Here is a 16,324-nt window from a genome sequence, read left to right on the forward strand (position 1 = left end):
GATCACACGAACGATCAGAAGCCCGCGCCGCCAAAGCTTTTGGGAGCCGGGTCGATCACGGCAACCTGGTTGTTGCGGATCGTGGCCACGGCAAGCCCGCGGTCGGTGCTGTTGTCCTGCCGGAAGCGGAACACGCCGTTGACGCCCTGAAAGCCCGCGCTTTGGGTCAGCGCCGCACGACCGAGTGAATCGGCGCGTCCGGACCGGGCCAGTGCGCCCACTACGGCAATTCCGTCATAGGCCAAACCGGCCAGAGCATGGGGCGCCTCGCCATATGCCCCCTGGAACCGGCTGCGGAACTGTGCCGCACGTGGCGGGTCGGGCAAGGTGAACCAGCCGCCCTGAACGCCCGGCAATTGCAGTGTTTGCGGCGGTGTGTCCCAACGGCTGAGGCCCATGTATTGTACGTTGGCGGGGCTCAGGCCCGCTTCGGGCAGCATTTGCGAAAACAACGGCAGTGCGCCGGCGGTGTTCGCCGTCAGAAAGATCGCGTCGGCACTGTTTTGCGCTGCGGCGGTCTTGATCTGGGGGATGGCGGCGACGACGCCCTGTTGCGAGAATTCGTATCCAACGCTGCCAGCCGGGGTGGCCCCGTTCTGGGCGATGGCCCGATCGATGGCCTGTTTGCCCATACGGCCCGACAGGTTGTCGGAGTAGACGGTCAAAATGCGGCTCTTGCCTTGCCGTGTGGCGAAGCTGGCCAGACGGTCCGCCGTGGTCTGGAACGTCTGGCCAAGGATGTAAAGGTTGCCCCCCGCGATGGTCGGGTTGTTGGAAAAGGCCAGTACGTTGACGTTGTCGTTCGCGACGGCGACAGCAACGGCATTGGCCGATTCCGCGTGCAGCGGGCCGATAATGATCCGGGCGCCGTCGGCCACCGCGTTCATCGCGGCGGTTTGCGCCTGAGCCGCGTTTCCAGCCGTTCCGTAAACTCGCAGGTCGATCCTGACGCCGTTCAGGTCGGCGGCAGCCAGGCGGGCGGCATTCTCGAGGTCGCGTGCCAGTTTCTGCTCCTGCGGCACCGCCGAGCCGTGCGGCACCAGCAAGGCCACGGGGACGGCAGCACCGGTCCCGCCGGGTTGTCCGCCGCCTCCGCCTCCGCCGCTCATGGAAACGGGCTGACAGGCGGCCAGCCACAGGATCGAGAACAGCACGGCCAGAAAGCCGGGCACCTTGCGGGCAGTGGTCAAAACGGCGAACATGGGTACGTCTACTCCCTGATTGCGGACAGGTCTGAGCCTGTTCCGGTTTCGGGGCCGATAATAAACGTCATGCGAGGCGGGTCCAGTGGTGAATCCCAAACAGCAGAATCTGGCGCCGGGCCTGTACCTGATCGCCACGCCCATCGGCACGGCCCGCGACATCACGCTGCGGACGCTGGACATTCTGGCGTCAGCCGATGTGATCGCTGCCGAAGACACGCGCAGCCTTCGGAAATTGCTGGATATTCACGGGATTGCCTTGGGCGAGCGACCGCTGATCGCCTATCACGACCATAATGGCGATCGCGTGCGCCCGCGCCTGATACAGGCGTTGGAGGCAGGCAAATCGGTTGTCTACGCGTCGGAGGCGGGTACACCGATGGTGGCCGATCCGGGATACGATCTGGCGCGCGCCGCGGTGGCAGAGGGGCATACGCTGATTTCCGCCCCCGGACCGTCGGCGGCGATTACCGCACTGACTCTGGCCGGATTGCCGACCGACCGGTTCTTCTTCGCGGGGTTTCTGCCCAATGCCGCAGGGCGGCGGAAAACCGCCCTGCAAGAGTTGGCCGAGGTGCCCGGAACGCTGATCTTTTACGAATCACCCAAGCGCATCGCCGCCATGTTGCGCGATGCCGCGCAGGTGCTGGGGGGCGCGCGACGGGCGGCGGTGTGCCGGGAACTGACCAAGAAATTCGAAGAGGTGTTGCGCGGAACGCTGGACGAGTTGGCCGCAACATGCGCCGAACGGACCCTGAAAGGCGAGATCGTCGTGCTGATCGACCGCGGGCATTTACCAAATGTTCGGGAAGTGGATTTAGATTCTGCGTTGAATGAGGCACTACAGGGGCTGTCGGTGCGCGATGCGGCGGACAAGGTCTCGGAGGATCTGGGGTTGAAGCGGCGGCAGGTCTATCAGCGTGCGCTGGATCTCGATACTCAACGCTCGAAGGAGGGCGACAGATGATGCACACGATTGATTTGCCGGGACATGCGCAGGGTGTTGGCAAAACCGCGCGGCGTGAACGTGGCAAGCGGGCTTACCTGTCGGGCATGGCGGCGGAAAAGATCGTTGCCGGGGCGTATGATGCGCGCGGGGCCGATTTGCTGGAAATGCGTTGGCGGGGCCAGAGCGGCGAAATTGACATGATCCTTCAGGATGGAGCCGAGATCGTCTTTTGCGAGGTCAAGAAAGCCCGTGATTTCGACACGGCCATGGCGCGGCTGCGCCCGACGCAGATACAGCGTATTCATGGCGCAGCGGCAGAGTACCTTGCGAATGTGCCAGCGGGGCAATTGGCCGAGGTGCGGTTCGATCTGGCCGTGGTGGATGAAACCGGACGGGCGGAGATCATTGAAAACGCGTTTGGCCATTTCTGATTTGCGCTCGCGCGCCCCATGTTCCATGTAAGACCGGAAACATGATTGCAGGGGACGGCCATGAAAATCGCCTTTCAGATGGACCCGATTGGGCCGATCGACATCAATGCCGACAGTACGTTTCGTCTGGCCGAAGAGGCTCAGGCGCGGGGGCATGAGCTGTTTTACTATACGCCCGACCGTCTGGCCTATATCGAAGGGCGGGTCGTGGCGCGGGGCTGGCCGCTGAAGGTGCAGCGGGTCGAGGGGGATCATTTCCAACTGGGCGACGAGGTCGAGGTGGACCTGGCCGATTACGATGTCGTCTGGCTGCGACAGGACCCGCCGTTCGACATGTTCTACATCACCACGACACATTTGTTGCAACGGGTGATGCCCGGAACATTGGTGGTCAACGATCCTTTCTGGGTGCGGAACTTTCCTGAAAAGCTGCTGATTCTCGATTTCCCTGACCTGATGCCGCCGACCGCCATTGCGCGCGATCTCGCGACGATCCGCGCCTTCAAGGACCGGCATGGCGATGTGATCCTCAAGCCGCTTTACGGCAACGGGGGCGCCGGGGTGTTCCACCTGCCGGCCTCGGATCGGAACCTGAGTTCATTGCATGAGCTGTTCACCGGGTTCAGCCGTGAGCCGCTGATCGTTCAGAAGTACCTGCCCGAGATCAAGAACGGCGACAAGCGCGTGATCCTCGTGGACGGGGAACCGGTGGGCGCGATCAACCGGGTTCCGGCGCAGGGTGAGACACGGTCGAACATGCATGTGGGGGGACGCCCCGAGAAAATCGCGCTGAGCGACCGGGATCGGGAAATATGCGCTGCCATTGGGCCGTTGTTGCGTGAAAAGGGACAGGTGTTCGTGGGCATCGACGTGATCGGCGATTACCTGACCGAGATCAACGTGACCTCGCCCACCGGCATTCAGGAGCTCGAGCGGTTTGATGACATCAACGTGGCCGCCATGATCTGGGACGCCATCGAGGCCAGGCGCGGGTGAGCCTTCGGCGGGGCATTCTGAACATTGTCTTGCGACTGACCGAAAAGCGCCATCTGGCACGGGCCACGGACCCCATGGAATTGCGGGAGGCGTTCGAGCGCAAGGCGCGTTTCTGGTTTCGCGCCCCACGTGGCAGCCGGTTTGTCGACGCCCGGATGGACGGGGTGCCGGTCACCTGGGCCTATGGGCCGGGTGTTGGTGATGAAGGTCCGGTCATTCTCTATCTGCATGGCGGGGGTTATGTGATTGGCTCGCCGCGCACGCATCGGGCGATGGTGGCGCGGTTGTCGGGAATAACGAGGCTGCCCGCCTGCCTGCCGAACTACAGGCTGGCACCCGAGCATGTCTTTCCGGCGGCATTGGAAGATGCGCTGGCTGTCTATATCGACTTGAGCGCACATCGCGAGGTGATCCTGGGCGGTGACAGCGCGGGTGGGGGGCTGGCTTTGGCGTTGCTGGCAGAAATCCTGAAACACGGTTTGCGCCGTCCTGCCGGTGTGTTCTGTTTTTCGCCGATGACCGACATGACCTTTTCCGGGGACAGCATGGTCGCCAACAGGCAGGCCGATGCGATGTTGCCGGCGAAACGCGCCGGGGAGTTGGGGGATATGTATTTGCGGGGTGTCAGCCCGTGCGATCCCCGAGCCTCGCCGCTGTTTGCACAGATGCGCGGTGCGCCGCCGGTATGGATGGCAGCGGGGGATACCGAAATCCTGCTGGACGACACGCGGCGCATGGCCGCGCGGCTGCGTGAGCAGGGCGTTGACGTGACCGAGGAGATCGAACACGACCTGCCGCATGTCTGGCCGGCGTTCGGCCCTGCGCTCTTGCCCGAGGCGGGTGAGACATTGACCCGTCTGGCGGGCTGGATCAGCTGTCTGCGGCAAAGCTCAGGCGATAGCTGACGGCTTCGGCGACATGCGGGCGGCGTAGATCGTCCGACCCTTCCAGATCGGCTATGGTACGGGCGACGCGCAACACGCGATGATACCCCCGTGCGGAGAGGCCAAAACGCTCGGCCACCTTGTTGATAAGTGCGCGCCCTTCACTGTCGGGGGTAGCGATCTGTTCCAGAACCTTGCCTTCGGCATCGGCGTTGAGCCGTATGCCGTCTTGTGTTTCGAACCGTGCGGCCTGCAGGGCGCGGGCGGCGGACACCCGCTCGGCCACGATGGCGGAACTGTCGCCCGAGGTTGGCAGATCGAGATCGGTAAAGGCCACCGGGGGGACTTCGACGCGCAGGTCGAAACGATCCATCAGCGGCCCCGAAATGCGGCCCATGTAATCCTCACCACAGGCGGGGGCGCGGCTGCAGGCGCGGTTGGGATCGGAAAGGTAGCCGCATTTGCAGGGATTTGCGGCAGCCACCAGCATGAAGCGGCAGGGGTATTTCACATGGGCGTTGGCGCGGGCGATCATCACCTCGCCGGTTTCGATCGGCTGGCGCAGGGTTTCCAGCACGGTGCGGGAAAATTCAGGAAACTCGTCCATGAACAGCACGCCGTTATGGGCGAGGCTGATTTCACCCGGTGACGCGCGCCGCCCGCCCCCGACGATGGCGGCCATGCTAGCGGTGTGGTGCGGTTCGCGGAAAGGGCGGGTGCGGTTGATGCCACCCTCGTCCAGCAGGCCGGCCAGCGAATGGATCATTGAGGTTTCCAGGGCTTCGGGTGCGGTCAGCGGAGGCAGAATGCCCGGTAGTCGTGCGGCCAGCATGGATTTTCCCGATCCGGGTGTGCCGACCATCATCAGGTGGTGCCGCCCGGCGGCGGCGATCTCCAGTGCCCTTTTGGCACGTTCCTGTCCCTTGACGTCCAGCAGGTCGCGGCCCGAACTGTCGGAGGTCACTTCACCCGGTTCAGCGGGGGCCAATGGCGATTGGCCGGTGTAGTGACGCACCACGTCGGCGAGGCTGGCCGCGCCGATGACCTGAGTCGCGCCGACCCAGGCCGCCTCGGCCCCTGACGCCTTGGGGCACAGGAGCGTTCGATCTTCTTCGGCGGCGGCCATGGCCGCAGGCAGGGCGCCGAGCACCGGGATCAGGGAACCGTCGAGCGATAGCTCTCCGAGGGAACAGGTGCCCTCGACCGCATCGGTGGGGATGATTTCAAGCGCGGCCAGCAGGGCTAATGCGATCGGCAGGTCGAAATGGCTGCCTTCCTTGGGCAGGTCGGCGGGGCTCAGGTTGATGGTGATCCGTTTGGAGGGCAGGGCGATAGCCATGGAATTGAGCGCAGTGCGTACCCTGTCGCGGGCTTCGGACACGGCTTTGTCGGGCAGGCCCACAAGCGAGAAGGCCGGAATGCCGGGGGTGATGGCGCATTGCACCTCGACCTGACGGGCCGTGACGCCCTCGAAGGCGACGGTATAGGCGCGGGCGACCATTGGCGGGCAATCCTTGGTTAAACTTGGTTAACTCTTGGATAGCGTGTGGTTGGTTGAGGAAGCGTTAACATCGTCCCGGTGACGGGGGCCTGGCAAGGCCGGGGCTGCGCCCGGTCGCGACGCCATAGCCCACCAGGTATTTCGGGAACGAGGCGACGCTTTCAGGGCAGGTGGTTGATGCGCGCTGCCCGCCAACCATTGTCCTGCCAGTGCAGTTCGGTGACCGACAGGTTTTCGATCCGGTGCGCGAACGCCTCGTAGGCGGTAACTCCAAGGGCCTGTTGCACCTGTGTCAGGATCGCGCCGAAATGGGCGACGGCGATGATATCGCGGCCGGGATGGGCCATGCGCAACCGGGAAACCGCACGGTTGACGCGCGCCGTGATCTGGTTCCAGCTTTCGCCTTCAGGTGCGCAGAGATCGCCGGGGCTATCCCAGAAAGCGCGCAGGTGGTCGGGGTTGGGCACGGTATCGAATGCCTTCAACTCCCACGCGCCGAAATGAATTTCGCGCAGGTCGCGATCATGGGGCAGACGGGTGCGACGCCCGGTGATGGCGTCGGCGGTGGCGGTGGCGCGTTTCAGGTCGGACGAGACGACCAGCGCATCCTTGGGCAGGTGGGCATCGAGCCGGGCCAGTTGTGCGGTGTCGCTCAGGTCGGCGGGCAGGTTCGACCAGCCGACCATGGATTTCGCATGTGTCGGCCCATGACGCACCCAGAAGATGCGGCTCATGGCAGGTGCCCCTTGAGCACCTGCGGCAAGCCTGCAACGACGTTGACGACCAGCCCTGCGCGCGCGGCGAGGGTTTGATTGAGGCGGCCCTGTGCCTCTCGAAAACGGCGGGCAAGCGGGTTTTCCGGGACGACGGAGAGGCCCACCTCGTTTGATACGACGACGACCGGGGCGGGGCAGGCGGCAAGACCGGCAAGCAGGGTATCTCGTGCCTGTTCCAAATCGGATTCGGCCAGCAAATGATTGCTGAGCCACATCGTTGCGCAATCCAGCAAAACGACCTGATCGGCAGCGATGTCATGCAGGGCAGAACTCGGATCGAGCGGTGCCTCGATGGTTTGCCAGCCATCACCGCGCATCTGGCGGTGACGGGCGACCTTGGCCTGCATTTCATCGTCGAACGCCTGTGCGGTGGCAAGATAAACGCGATTTTGCCCGGACTGAACAACCAGAGACTCGGCAAAGGTGGATTTACCCGAGGCCGCGCCACCAAGCACAAGGGTGAGTTTGGGAAGCATCTTTTGCGCCTTTGATTGATCCGGTTTCGTCCGGTCTGCGTATCACTTGGCGAAGCGCCTAGAAAGGAACAAAAACGGACCGACAGGTCGGGAGGGTACATGCCGCAGGATGAATCGCAAGGGAACAGCATGTCACGCAGGGCAATGAATGCGGAACTGCTGGATGCCGAGACCGAACTGAAACTGGCCTATGCCTGGCGTGACGAGCGAGACGAACAGGCGTTGCACCGGCTCACGACCGCTTACATGAGGCTGGCGATTTCCATGGCAAGCAAGTACCGCCGCTATGGCGCGCCGATGAACGATCTGATCCAGGAGGCCGGATTGGGCCTGATGAAGGCGGCGGACAAGTTCGACCCGGATCGTGGCGTGCGGTTTTCGACCTATGCGGTTTGGTGGATCAAGGCGTCGATTCAGGATTACGTGATGCGCAACTGGTCGATGGTGCGGACGGGATCGACCAGCAGCCAGAAATCGCTGTTCTTCAACATGCGCCGGGTTCAGGCCCGGATCGAACGCGACGCGATGACCACGGGGCAGGATCTGGACGGCCATCAGCTGCGTGAACTGATCGCGCATGAGGTCGGTGTGCCCTTGCGCGATGTCGAGATGATGCAAGGACGTTTGTCAGGCTCCGATTTTTCACTGAACGCCACGCAATCGGTCGAAGACGAAGGCCGCGAGTGGATCGACACGATCGAGGATGACGGGCCGCGAGGGGATGAACTGGTCGAGCAGGACCATGACCTGTCGGCATTGCGCGGCTGGCTGGACGATGCGATGGGCGATCTGAGCGACCGTGAAAGGTTCATCGTGCATGAACGCAAGCTGCGCGAGGGTCCACGGACGCTGGAGTCTTTGGGGCAGGAACTGAACCTGTCGAAAGAAAGGGTGCGGCAGTTGGAAGCGGCGGCTTTTCAGAAGATGCGCAAACATCTTGAACGTCATGGCGACGAGGTGCAGAACTTGTTGGCATGAAGCTGTTCCACGCCGCCATATTCACGATCGGGGTCGTCTCGTCTGCTGCTTTGGCGCAGGATGTGGTGGTTGTGGGTGAGGTCCATGACAACCCCGCCCATCATCGGGTGCAGGCCGGGATCGTGCGCGAGGTCGCGCCCAAGGCGCTGGTGTTCGAGATGCTGACCTCCGGGCAGGCCGATGCGATCACGCCGGACAATCGCGGCGATCCGGTGGCTTTGGCCAGGGCGTTGGATTGGGCGAATTCCGGCTGGCCGGATTTTTCGATGTATTACCCGATTATCGCTGCCGCCCCCGAGGCGCGGATTTACGGTGCGCAGGTGCCGCGCGACGTGGCGCGCGCCGCGTTCGGGGATGGGATTGCGGCATCGTTTTCCGGGGATGCCGAGACCTATGGGCTGACCGCCCCCTTGCCGGAGGCGCAACAAAGCGCGCGTGAAGCGATGCAGATGGTCGCGCATTGCGATGCCCTGCCGCAAGAAATGCTGCCGGGCATGGTTGCCATCCAGCGGCTGCGGGATGCGGAACTGGCGCTCGCCGTGGCGCAGGCGAAGCAGGATACGGGCGGACCCGTGGTGCTGATTACCGGCAATGGCCATGCCCGCAAGGATTGGGGCGCGCCGTCTTATCTGGAACGGGTCGCGCCCGATCTGGAGCTGCGGGTGATCGGCCAGAGCGAAGATGATGCGCCGTTGGCAGGAGAGTATGACGAGATACGTTCGGCCCCGGCGGTGGAGCGCGAAGATCCCTGCGCCGCCTTCAAGGGAAGCGGCTGAGCCGCCCTTGCCAGCCCGCGGGGCAGGGCCTAGTGTCGGCGCGGTTCTGACAAGGAAAGCGCCATGCTGGCATCCAAACGCATCCTTTTGATCATCGGCGGCGGTATCGCGGCCTTCAAGGCGCTGGACCTGATCCGTCGCCTGCGCGAGCGTGGTGCACAGGTGACCCCGGTCCTGACCCGCGCGGGCGCGGAGTTCGTCACGCCGCTGTCGGTGTCTGCACTGGCCGGAAGCAAGGTGTTCCGCGACCTGTTCGACCTGACGGACGAGGCCGAAATGGGCCATATCGAACTGAGCCGGAGTGCCGATCTGATCGTCGTGGCGCCGGCCACGGCGGACCTGATGGCCAAGATGGCGCATGGCCATGCCGACGATATGGCCTCGACCCTTCTGTTGGCCACTGATACGCCGGTCCTGATTGCGCCCGCGATGAACGTGCGCATGTGGCAGCATCCCGCAACCCAACGCAATATCGCCACCTTGAAGGGCGACGGTATCGGGTTTGTCGGCCCCGCCGAGGGCGATATGGCCTGTGGAGAACACGGGCCGGGGCGCATGGCGGAACCTCTCGAGATCGTCACCGCCATTGATGCCGCCCTGTCGGAGGGGCCGCTGAAGGGCAAGCGCATTGTCGTGACCTCGGGACCGACGCATGAGCCCATCGACCCTGTGCGCTATATCGCCAACCGGTCTTCGGGGGCGCAGGGCACGGCGATTGCCCGTTCTCTTGCAGCGCTCGGGGCCGAGGTGATTTTCGTGACCGGGCCCGCCGATGTGCCCCCGCCCGAAGAGGTCACCGTGGTGAAAGTGGAGACCGCGCAACAGATGCTGGAGGCCGTACAGCGGGCGCTACCCGCAGATGCGGCAGTGTTCGCCGCCGCCGTGGCCGATTGGCGCGTGGCGAGTGCCAGCAGTTCCAAGATCAAGAAAACCAAGGGCGGGCTGCCGGTGCTGGAGTTCGCCGAGAATCCCGATATCCTAGCCTCTGTCAGCCAGATGGACCAGGGCCGCCCCGGTCTGGTGGTGGGGTTCGCCGCCGAAACCGATGACGTCATCGAAAACGCCACCGCCAAGCGTGCGCGCAAGGGGTGTGACTGGATCGTCGCCAATGATGTCAGCCATGAAACGGGCATCATGGGCGGTGCGGAAAACGATATCACCCTGATCAGCGATGCGGGGGCCGAGGATTGGCCGCGCATGTCGAAATCGGACGTGGCCGCCCGGCTGGCCGAGCGGATCGCGCAGGCGCTGGCCTGAGGATTTGAGTATTTTGGGAAAGATGAAAGGACGGGCATGGTCCTGATCACATTCGTTTGGGAAGACGGCGCGGACCGGTCGCCTGGTCTGCCAGCCTATGCAACCGAGGGCGCGGCCGGTGCGGACCTGCGGGCGAACTTCCCCGAAGGGCAGCGCGATGGTATGACGGTGCGGCCCGGTCAGCGTTGCCTGGTGCCGACGGGTTTGCGTATGGCCATCCCCGAAGGGTATGAGGTGCAGTTGCGCCCGCGATCGGGGCTGGCGCTCAAGCATGGGATCACGTTACCGAACAGTCCGGGCACCATTGACAGCGATTATCGCGGTCCCTTGGGGGTGATCGTGATGAATGCAGGCGACGAGGAGTTTCATATCGAACACGGTATGCGGGTCGCGCAGATGATCGTGGCTCCGGTGGTGCGGGCGCGGTTCGATCTGGCGGAAACGCTGGATGACACGGCGCGTGGCGTAGGTGGGTTCGGCTCGACAGGGCGCGGGTGATGCTGCTGGTTCTGGTCATGGCGGCGGCGCTGTGGGGGATCGGTGCGCTGATGGGGGCGCCCCGGCGTCTGCGCTGGAGCATGATCGTGGTGTTGTGGCTGGCGGTGGTCGCGCTGCATCTGTTGTTGCCCCAGGGGCATCCGTTGCGCATGGCGACGGGGGAAAGTCCGGCCTTGTGGTTGATGCTGGGCGGCTTTGCGGCATTGGTGCTGGTGTATCGGTGGGGCCTGCAAAAGCTGCGGAACAAGGCGAAGACAACCCAACCTGCTGAAAAGAAAAATCTTTTCTCTGATTCCGAACTGGAAAGATACGCCCGTCATATCGTTTTGCGCGAACTTGGCGGGCCGGGGCAAAAGGCCCTGAAAGAGGCGCGTGTTCTGGTCATCGGGGCCGGTGGGCTTGGGTCGCCCGCGCTCTTGTATCTGGCGGCGGCGGGTGTGGGCACGATCGGGGTGATCGACGATGACGCGGTGGACAATTCGAACCTGCAGCGGCAGGTGATCCATCGTGACCGGGATATCGGACTGCCCAAAGTGCAATCGGCCATGACGGAGATGCAGGCGCAGAATCCGCATGTTCAGGTACACCCCTATCAGCGGCGCCTGACCGAAGACATCGCCCATGATCTGTTTGCCGAATACGACGTGATCCTTGACGGGACCGATAATTTCGACACCCGTTACCTGGCCAATGCCACGGCTGTGACGCAGGGCAAGCCGTTGATTTCAGGCGCACTTTCTCAGTGGGAAGGGCAGTTGAGCGTGTTCGATCCGGCCCGTGGCGCGCCGTGTTATCAGTGCATCTTTCCCGAACAGCCCGCGCCGGGGCTTGCGCCGTCTTGCGCCGAGGCAGGAGTGCTCGGGCCTTTGCCCGGCGTGGTCGGTGCGATGATGGCGGCCGAGGCGATCAAGCTGATCGCGCAGGCCGGTCAGCCCCTGTTGGGCGAGATGCTGATCTATGACGCGCTGTGGGGCGAGACGCGCAAAATCGGGCTGAAGCCGCGGCAGGATTGCCCTATCTGCATGAAAACAAAAGAAAAGGACGCAAAGGCATGAGCAACCCCTTGTTGGCCGATTGGGATACGCCGTTTCAGATCGCTCCGTTTGAGAGGATCGGGGATGCGCATTTTGCACCGGCCTTTGAAACGGCGTTGGAGGCGGCGCGGGACGAGGTGCGCGCGATTGCGGAGAACCCGGAAAAGCCCAGCTTTGCCAACACGATAGAGGCGCTTGAGGCCAGTGGTGAAGGGTTGGACAAGGTGCTGTCGGTCTTCTTTTCCTTGGCCGGGGCTGACAGCAACCCAGAGCGGCAGGAACTACAGCGTGACTTTGGGCCGAAGCTGGCGGCGTATTCTTCGGAAGTTACGGGAAACAAACAGCTTTTTGCGCGGGTGCGGGTGTTGTGGGAGGATCGTGACACCCTTGGCCTGAGCGATGAACAGGCGCGTTTGCTGATGTTGACGCATCGCCGGTTCGTCCGGGCAGGGGCTGCGTTGGACGGGGAGGAGGACCAGCGGATGCGTCGGATCATGGCGCGACTGGCGGAGTTGGGAACGCAGTTTACCCAGAACCTGCTGGCCGACGAGGCCGAATGGTATATGGAACTGGACGATCAAGCCATTGAAACTCTTCCGGATTTTCTGAAAGCAGCCGCATATGATGCCGGGCGCGAAAAGGGGCTGGAGCGCCCGGTGATCACCCTGTCGCGCGCGTTGATCGTGCCGTTCTTGCAGTTTTCACCGCGCCGGGACTTGCGTGAGCGGGCGTTTCGGGCGTGGGAGGCGCGCGGGGCGAATGGCGGAAAGACGGATAATCGCGCGATTGCAGCCGAGATATTGCGGTTGCGGAACGAGAGGGCGCAACTTCTGGGGTATGACAGCTTTGCGGCGTACAAGCTGGAAACCGAGATGGCCAAGACGCCCGAGCGGGTGAAAGAGCTTCTTGGGGAGGTCTGGGAGCCAGCAAGGCGGCAGGCGGAGGCGGATGCCGAAGTGCTGACCGGGATGATGCAAGCCGATGGAATCAATGGAGAATTACAGCCGTGGGACTGGCGCTACTACGCCGAGAAGCGCCGCAAGGCCGAGCACGATCTGGATGAGGCGGCGCTGAAACCCTACCTGTCGCTGGAACGGATGATCGACGCGGCGTTCGGGGTGGCGAACCGGCTGTTCGAGTTGGAGTTCAGGGCCTTGGATATACCGCTCTATCACCCCGATTGCCGGGCGTGGGAGGTTACGCGGAATGGTCGTCATGTAGCTGTTTTTATTGGAGATTATTTCGCTCGCGCCTCCAAGAGGTCGGGCGCGTGGTGCAGCGCGATGCGGGGGCAGGCCAAGTGGCCCAAGGTGCAGGGGCCGGTGGTGGTGAATGTGTGCAATTTTGCCAAGGGGGAGCCGGCGTTGTTGTCGTATGACGAGGCGCGGACCTTGTTTCATGAGTTCGGGCATGCGTTGCATCATCTGCTGTCGGACGTGAATTATGAAAGTATTTCAGGGACTTCGGTGGCGCGGGACTTTGTGGAATTGCCGAGTCAGTTGTATGAACACTGGCTGGAAGTGCCCGAAGTGCTGGAAAAATACGCGTGGCATTACCAGACCGGAGAGGCTATGCCCCCGGAATTGTTGGAAAAAATGCTGAAGGCGGCGAATTTCAATCAGGGGTTTCAGACGGTGGAATACGTGGCCTCGGCCATGGTGGATCTGGCGTTTCACGAGGGTGACGCGCCGGATAATCCGATGGCCAAGCAGCGGGAAACATTGGATAAAATGGGAATGCCAAACGCGATCACGATGCGCCATGCGACACCGCATTTTGCGCATGTGTTTTCGGGGGATGGGTATTCCAGCGGGTATTACAGCTATATGTGGTCGGAAGTGATGGATGCGGATGCCTTTGCGGCCTTCGAAGAAGGTGCGGGCGCGTTCGATGAGGAACGGGCCAAGGCATTGGAAACACACATTCTTTCGCGCGGGGGATCAGCCGACCCCGAGGACCTTTATACCGCGTTTCGCGGGCGTTTGCCGGGGGTCGAGGCGCTGTTGAAGGGGCGGGGGCTGATGGCCTGAGCCTTGCGCCTGAGTTTCGTACGAAACGTACGAAGTGTACGCGCGTTTTGTACGAAACTCCGGGGTGTTTCGGAAAACTGCGTCCATTGTGGACGCAATTCAGCCGAAAGAGGTATTTTCCGCCCAAGTCACCCCGGCCCGAAATCCGGGGCGCGGGGCGCGATCTGGCCGGTGGGGAGGATCAGATTTTCTGATCGTAGTCGCCGACCGAGGGTTCGGTGCGGATGACCGCGTCGATGTCGGCGAAGATGGCGCGCAACTCGTCCTCGCTGTCGCTGCTTTCGCAGACCACCACGAGGTTAGGGGTGTTCGAGGAGGCGCGGACGAGGCCCCATGAGCCGTTGTCGAGAATGACGCGAGCGCCGTTGACGGTGACGACCTCCTGAATGGGGCGGCCTGCGATCCGGTCCCCGGCCTCGGCCTTGGCGACCAGTTTTTCGACGATGCGGTCGAGCACGTCGTATTTCTCGGTATCGGCGCACCAGGGCGACATGGTGGGGGTCGAGAAGGTTTGCGGCAGGGCGCGGCGCAGGTCGGACATGGAGCTGTCGGGGTTGCGGTCCATCAGCTTGCAGATTTCGACGGCCACGCGCATTCCGCAGTCGTAGCCACGGCCCACGGGTTCGGCCAGGAAGTAGTGGCCGGATTTCTCGAAGCCCGCCAGGGCGCCGATCTGTTTGACCCGGCGCTTCATGTGGGAGTGCCCGGTTTTCCAGTAATCGGCCTTGGCGCCGTTTTTCTGCAATTCGGGGTCCGAGGCGAAGAGGCCGGTGGATTTCACGTCGGCCACGAAGGTGGAGCCGGGGTAGAGGCGGGACAGGTCGCGCGCCATGATGACGCCGACCTTGTCGGCAAAGATTTCCTGACCTTCGTCATCGACCACGCCGCAGCGGTCGCCGTCACCGTCAAAGCCAAGGGCGAAATCGGCCCCGGTGGCGCGCACGGTGTCGGCCATGTCGTGCAGCATTTCCATGGCTTCGGGGTTGGGGTTGTAGTTGGGGAAGGTGTAATCGAGCTCGTTATGCGACGGGATCACCTCGACCCCGATGCGTTCGAACAGGTCGGGCGCAAAGGCCGAGGCGGTGCCGTTGCCGGTGGCGCAGACCACGCGCAGTTTGCGCGACATTCTGAAATTGCCGACGAGGTCGTCGAGATAGGCCTCGCGCACGCCATCGACGAATTCGTAAGACCCGCCTTCGCGCGGCTCGCCCTGACCGTTGAGGACGATATCGCGCAGCTCGGCCATTTCATCGGGGCCGTGGGTGAGCGGGCGTTCAAAGCCCATTTTCACGCCGGTCCAGCCGTTGGGATTGTGGCTGGCGGTGACCATCGCCACGGCGGGCGCATCAAGGTGGAACTGTGCGAAATAGGCCATCGGCGACAGGGCCGGGCCGATGTCGCGCACGCGGATACCGGCCTGCATCAGGCCGATGATCAGTGCCTGTTTGATGGCCAGCGAATAGTCGCGGTAATCGTTGCCGACGGCGATTTCCGGTTTGATCCCGCGGCGCTGCATCTGCGTGCCAAGCCCGAGGCCGAGCGCCGTCATCCCCGGCAGGTTGATTTCGTCGGGGTATTTCCAGCGGGCGTCATATTCACGGAAGCCCGTGGGCGCGATCATGGCGTCGCGCAGGAATTCCCATGTGTTGGGCGTGGAAACGGGCAGGGGTTTGGACATCGTAACGCTCTTTTCGGTCGGAATTCAGAGATGGATCGGGTTGGCCTTGGCCAGTCGATCGAAGGCTTTGAGGGTGGCGATCAGCGGTTCCATCTGGTCCAGCGGGATCATGTTGGGGCCGTCCGAGGGGGCGCTGTCGGGGTCCTGATGGGTTTCGATGAACACGGCGGCCACCCCAAGCGCCACGGCGGCGCGGGCCATGACGGGGGCGAATTCCCGCTGGCCGCCCGAACTGCCGCCCTGCCCGCCGGGTTGCTGCACCGAATGGGTGGCGTCCATCACCACGGGATAGCCGGTGGCGGCCATCTGCGGCAGGGCGCGCATGTCGGCGACAAGGGTGTTGTAGCCAAACGATGTGCCGCGTTCGGTCAGCAGGATGCGGGTGTTGCCAGTGGATTCGATCTTGGCCACGACATTGGGCATGTCCCACGGCGCAAGGAACTGGCCCTTCTTGACGTTGATCGCCGCGCCGGTTTCGCCAGCGGCGATCAGAAGGTCGGTCTGGCGGCACAGGAAGGCGGGGATTTGCAGCACGTCGGCCACCTGCGCGACGGGGGCGCATTGATCGGGCAGGTGGATGTCGGTCAGCACCGGCACGCCGAGCGTGTCCTTGACCGATTGCAGCACCTTGAGGCCTTCGTCCATGCCAAGGCCGCGCTTGCCCGAGACCGAGGTGCGGTTGGCCTTGTCATAGCTGCCCTTAAAGATGAACTGCACCCCGTGGGCGGCGCAGGCCTGTTGCAGGGTGCCTGCGATCATCTGGGCGTGATCGGCCGATTCCAACTGGCAGGGACCGGCAATGAGGGTGAGGGGCTGGTCGTTGCCGACGCGCAGCCCCGAGATGTCGACCTGTTTCAT

At 63.2% G+C, this 16,324-nt stretch carries 16 protein-coding genes; 10 read left to right on the forward strand and 6 right to left on the reverse strand.

Features of this window, described 5'->3' with window-relative positions; all coding sequences use genetic code 11:
• Nucleotides 1–14 precede the first annotated feature (14 nt).
• On the reverse strand, nucleotides 15–1,202 hold the full coding sequence (locus tag KPG71_RS15565) for a penicillin-binding protein activator (RefSeq protein ID WP_216338979.1): 1,188 nt from the start codon (nucleotides 1,200–1,202) through the stop codon (nucleotides 15–17).
• 85 nt (nucleotides 1,203–1,287) lie between these two features.
• On the opposite strand from KPG71_RS15565, the gene rsmI reads away from it, so the two are divergent.
• The 4 genes from rsmI to KPG71_RS15585 are packed head-to-tail and all read left to right on the forward strand — an operon-like array spanning nucleotide 1,288 to nucleotide 4,483.
• The gene (gene rsmI, locus KPG71_RS15570; protein WP_216338981.1) at nucleotides 1,288–2,169 is read left to right on the forward strand and encodes a 16S rRNA (cytidine(1402)-2'-O)-methyltransferase; all 882 of its coding nucleotides are present in this window, start codon (nucleotides 1,288–1,290) and stop codon (nucleotides 2,167–2,169) included.
• The gene (locus KPG71_RS15575) at nucleotides 2,166–2,582 is read left to right on the forward strand and encodes a YraN family protein (protein ID WP_216338983.1); all 417 of its coding nucleotides are present in this window, start codon (nucleotides 2,166–2,168) and stop codon (nucleotides 2,580–2,582) included. The genes rsmI and KPG71_RS15575 overlap by 4 nt, the downstream gene beginning before the upstream one ends.
• A 60-nt stretch (nucleotides 2,583–2,642) precedes the next feature.
• Complete coding sequence (gene gshB / locus KPG71_RS15580; protein ID WP_216338984.1) at nucleotides 2,643–3,578, forward strand: glutathione synthase; 936 nt, start codon at nucleotides 2,643–2,645, stop codon at nucleotides 3,576–3,578.
• The gene (locus KPG71_RS15585; RefSeq protein ID WP_216338986.1) at nucleotides 3,575–4,483 is read left to right on the forward strand and encodes an alpha/beta hydrolase; all 909 of its coding nucleotides are present in this window, start codon (nucleotides 3,575–3,577) and stop codon (nucleotides 4,481–4,483) included. The genes gshB and KPG71_RS15585 overlap by 4 nt, the downstream gene beginning before the upstream one ends.
• Here the strand turns inward: KPG71_RS15585 and KPG71_RS15590 are convergent.
• From KPG71_RS15590 to cobU, 3 genes are all read right to left on the reverse strand, one after another.
• Nucleotides 4,449–5,963: a YifB family Mg chelatase-like AAA ATPase gene (locus KPG71_RS15590; RefSeq protein ID WP_216338988.1), complete on the reverse strand. Its 1,515-nt coding sequence runs from the start codon at nucleotides 5,961–5,963 to the stop codon at nucleotides 4,449–4,451. The genes KPG71_RS15585 and KPG71_RS15590 overlap by 35 nt on opposite strands.
• Before the next feature lie 161 nt (nucleotides 5,964–6,124).
• A complete protein-coding gene (locus KPG71_RS15595) occupies nucleotides 6,125–6,697 on the reverse strand; it encodes a histidine phosphatase family protein (protein WP_216338990.1) in 573 nt (190 codons plus the stop codon).
• Nucleotides 6,694–7,215 (reverse strand): bifunctional adenosylcobinamide kinase/adenosylcobinamide-phosphate guanylyltransferase, encoded by a 522-nt coding sequence (cobU, locus tag KPG71_RS15600; protein WP_216338992.1) that lies wholly within the window; start codon nucleotides 7,213–7,215, stop codon nucleotides 6,694–6,696. Before cobU ends, KPG71_RS15595 begins: the two co-directional genes overlap by 4 nt.
• A 144-nt stretch (nucleotides 7,216–7,359) precedes the next feature.
• Here cobU and KPG71_RS15605 point away from each other — a divergent pair, with 144 nt between their 5' ends.
• From KPG71_RS15605 to KPG71_RS15630, 6 genes are all read left to right on the forward strand, one after another.
• The gene (locus KPG71_RS15605; RefSeq protein WP_253196309.1) at nucleotides 7,360–8,193 is read left to right on the forward strand and encodes an RNA polymerase factor sigma-32; all 834 of its coding nucleotides are present in this window, start codon (nucleotides 7,360–7,362) and stop codon (nucleotides 8,191–8,193) included.
• A complete protein-coding gene (locus KPG71_RS15610; protein WP_216338996.1) occupies nucleotides 8,190–8,969 on the forward strand; it encodes a ChaN family lipoprotein in 780 nt (259 codons plus the stop codon). Before KPG71_RS15605 ends, KPG71_RS15610 begins: the two co-directional genes overlap by 4 nt.
• Nucleotides 8,970–9,032: 63 nt before the next feature.
• Nucleotides 9,033–10,226, forward strand: coding sequence for a bifunctional phosphopantothenoylcysteine decarboxylase/phosphopantothenate--cysteine ligase CoaBC (coaBC, locus tag KPG71_RS15615; RefSeq protein ID WP_216338998.1), 1,194 nt, complete (start codon nucleotides 9,033–9,035; stop codon nucleotides 10,224–10,226).
• A 36-nt stretch (nucleotides 10,227–10,262) separates the two neighbouring features.
• Complete coding sequence (dut, locus tag KPG71_RS15620; protein ID WP_216339000.1) at nucleotides 10,263–10,724, forward strand: dUTP diphosphatase; 462 nt, start codon at nucleotides 10,263–10,265, stop codon at nucleotides 10,722–10,724.
• Nucleotides 10,724–11,779: a molybdopterin-synthase adenylyltransferase MoeB gene (locus tag KPG71_RS15625; RefSeq protein ID WP_216339002.1), complete on the forward strand. Its 1,056-nt coding sequence runs from the start codon at nucleotides 10,724–10,726 to the stop codon at nucleotides 11,777–11,779. Before dut ends, KPG71_RS15625 begins: the two co-directional genes overlap by 1 nt.
• The gene (locus KPG71_RS15630; RefSeq protein WP_216339003.1) at nucleotides 11,776–13,788 is read left to right on the forward strand and encodes a M3 family metallopeptidase; all 2,013 of its coding nucleotides are present in this window, start codon (nucleotides 11,776–11,778) and stop codon (nucleotides 13,786–13,788) included. The genes KPG71_RS15625 and KPG71_RS15630 overlap by 4 nt, the downstream gene beginning before the upstream one ends.
• A 181-nt stretch (nucleotides 13,789–13,969) precedes the next feature.
• On the opposite strand, the gene KPG71_RS15635 is transcribed toward KPG71_RS15630, so the two are convergent.
• Nucleotides 13,970–15,466 carry a phosphomannomutase/phosphoglucomutase gene (locus KPG71_RS15635; RefSeq protein ID WP_216339006.1) on the reverse strand — a complete coding sequence of 499 codons (1,497 nt, stop codon included), beginning with the start codon at nucleotides 15,464–15,466 and terminating at the stop codon, nucleotides 13,970–13,972.
• 24 nt (nucleotides 15,467–15,490) lie between these two features.
• A complete protein-coding gene (gene kdsA / locus KPG71_RS15640) occupies nucleotides 15,491–16,324 on the reverse strand; it encodes a 3-deoxy-8-phosphooctulonate synthase (RefSeq protein WP_216339008.1) in 834 nt (277 codons plus the stop codon).

The sequence above is a fragment of the Roseovarius sp. PS-C2 genome (genome assembly GCF_018862045.1).
Taxonomy (GTDB): domain Bacteria; phylum Pseudomonadota; class Alphaproteobacteria; order Rhodobacterales; family Rhodobacteraceae; genus Roseovarius.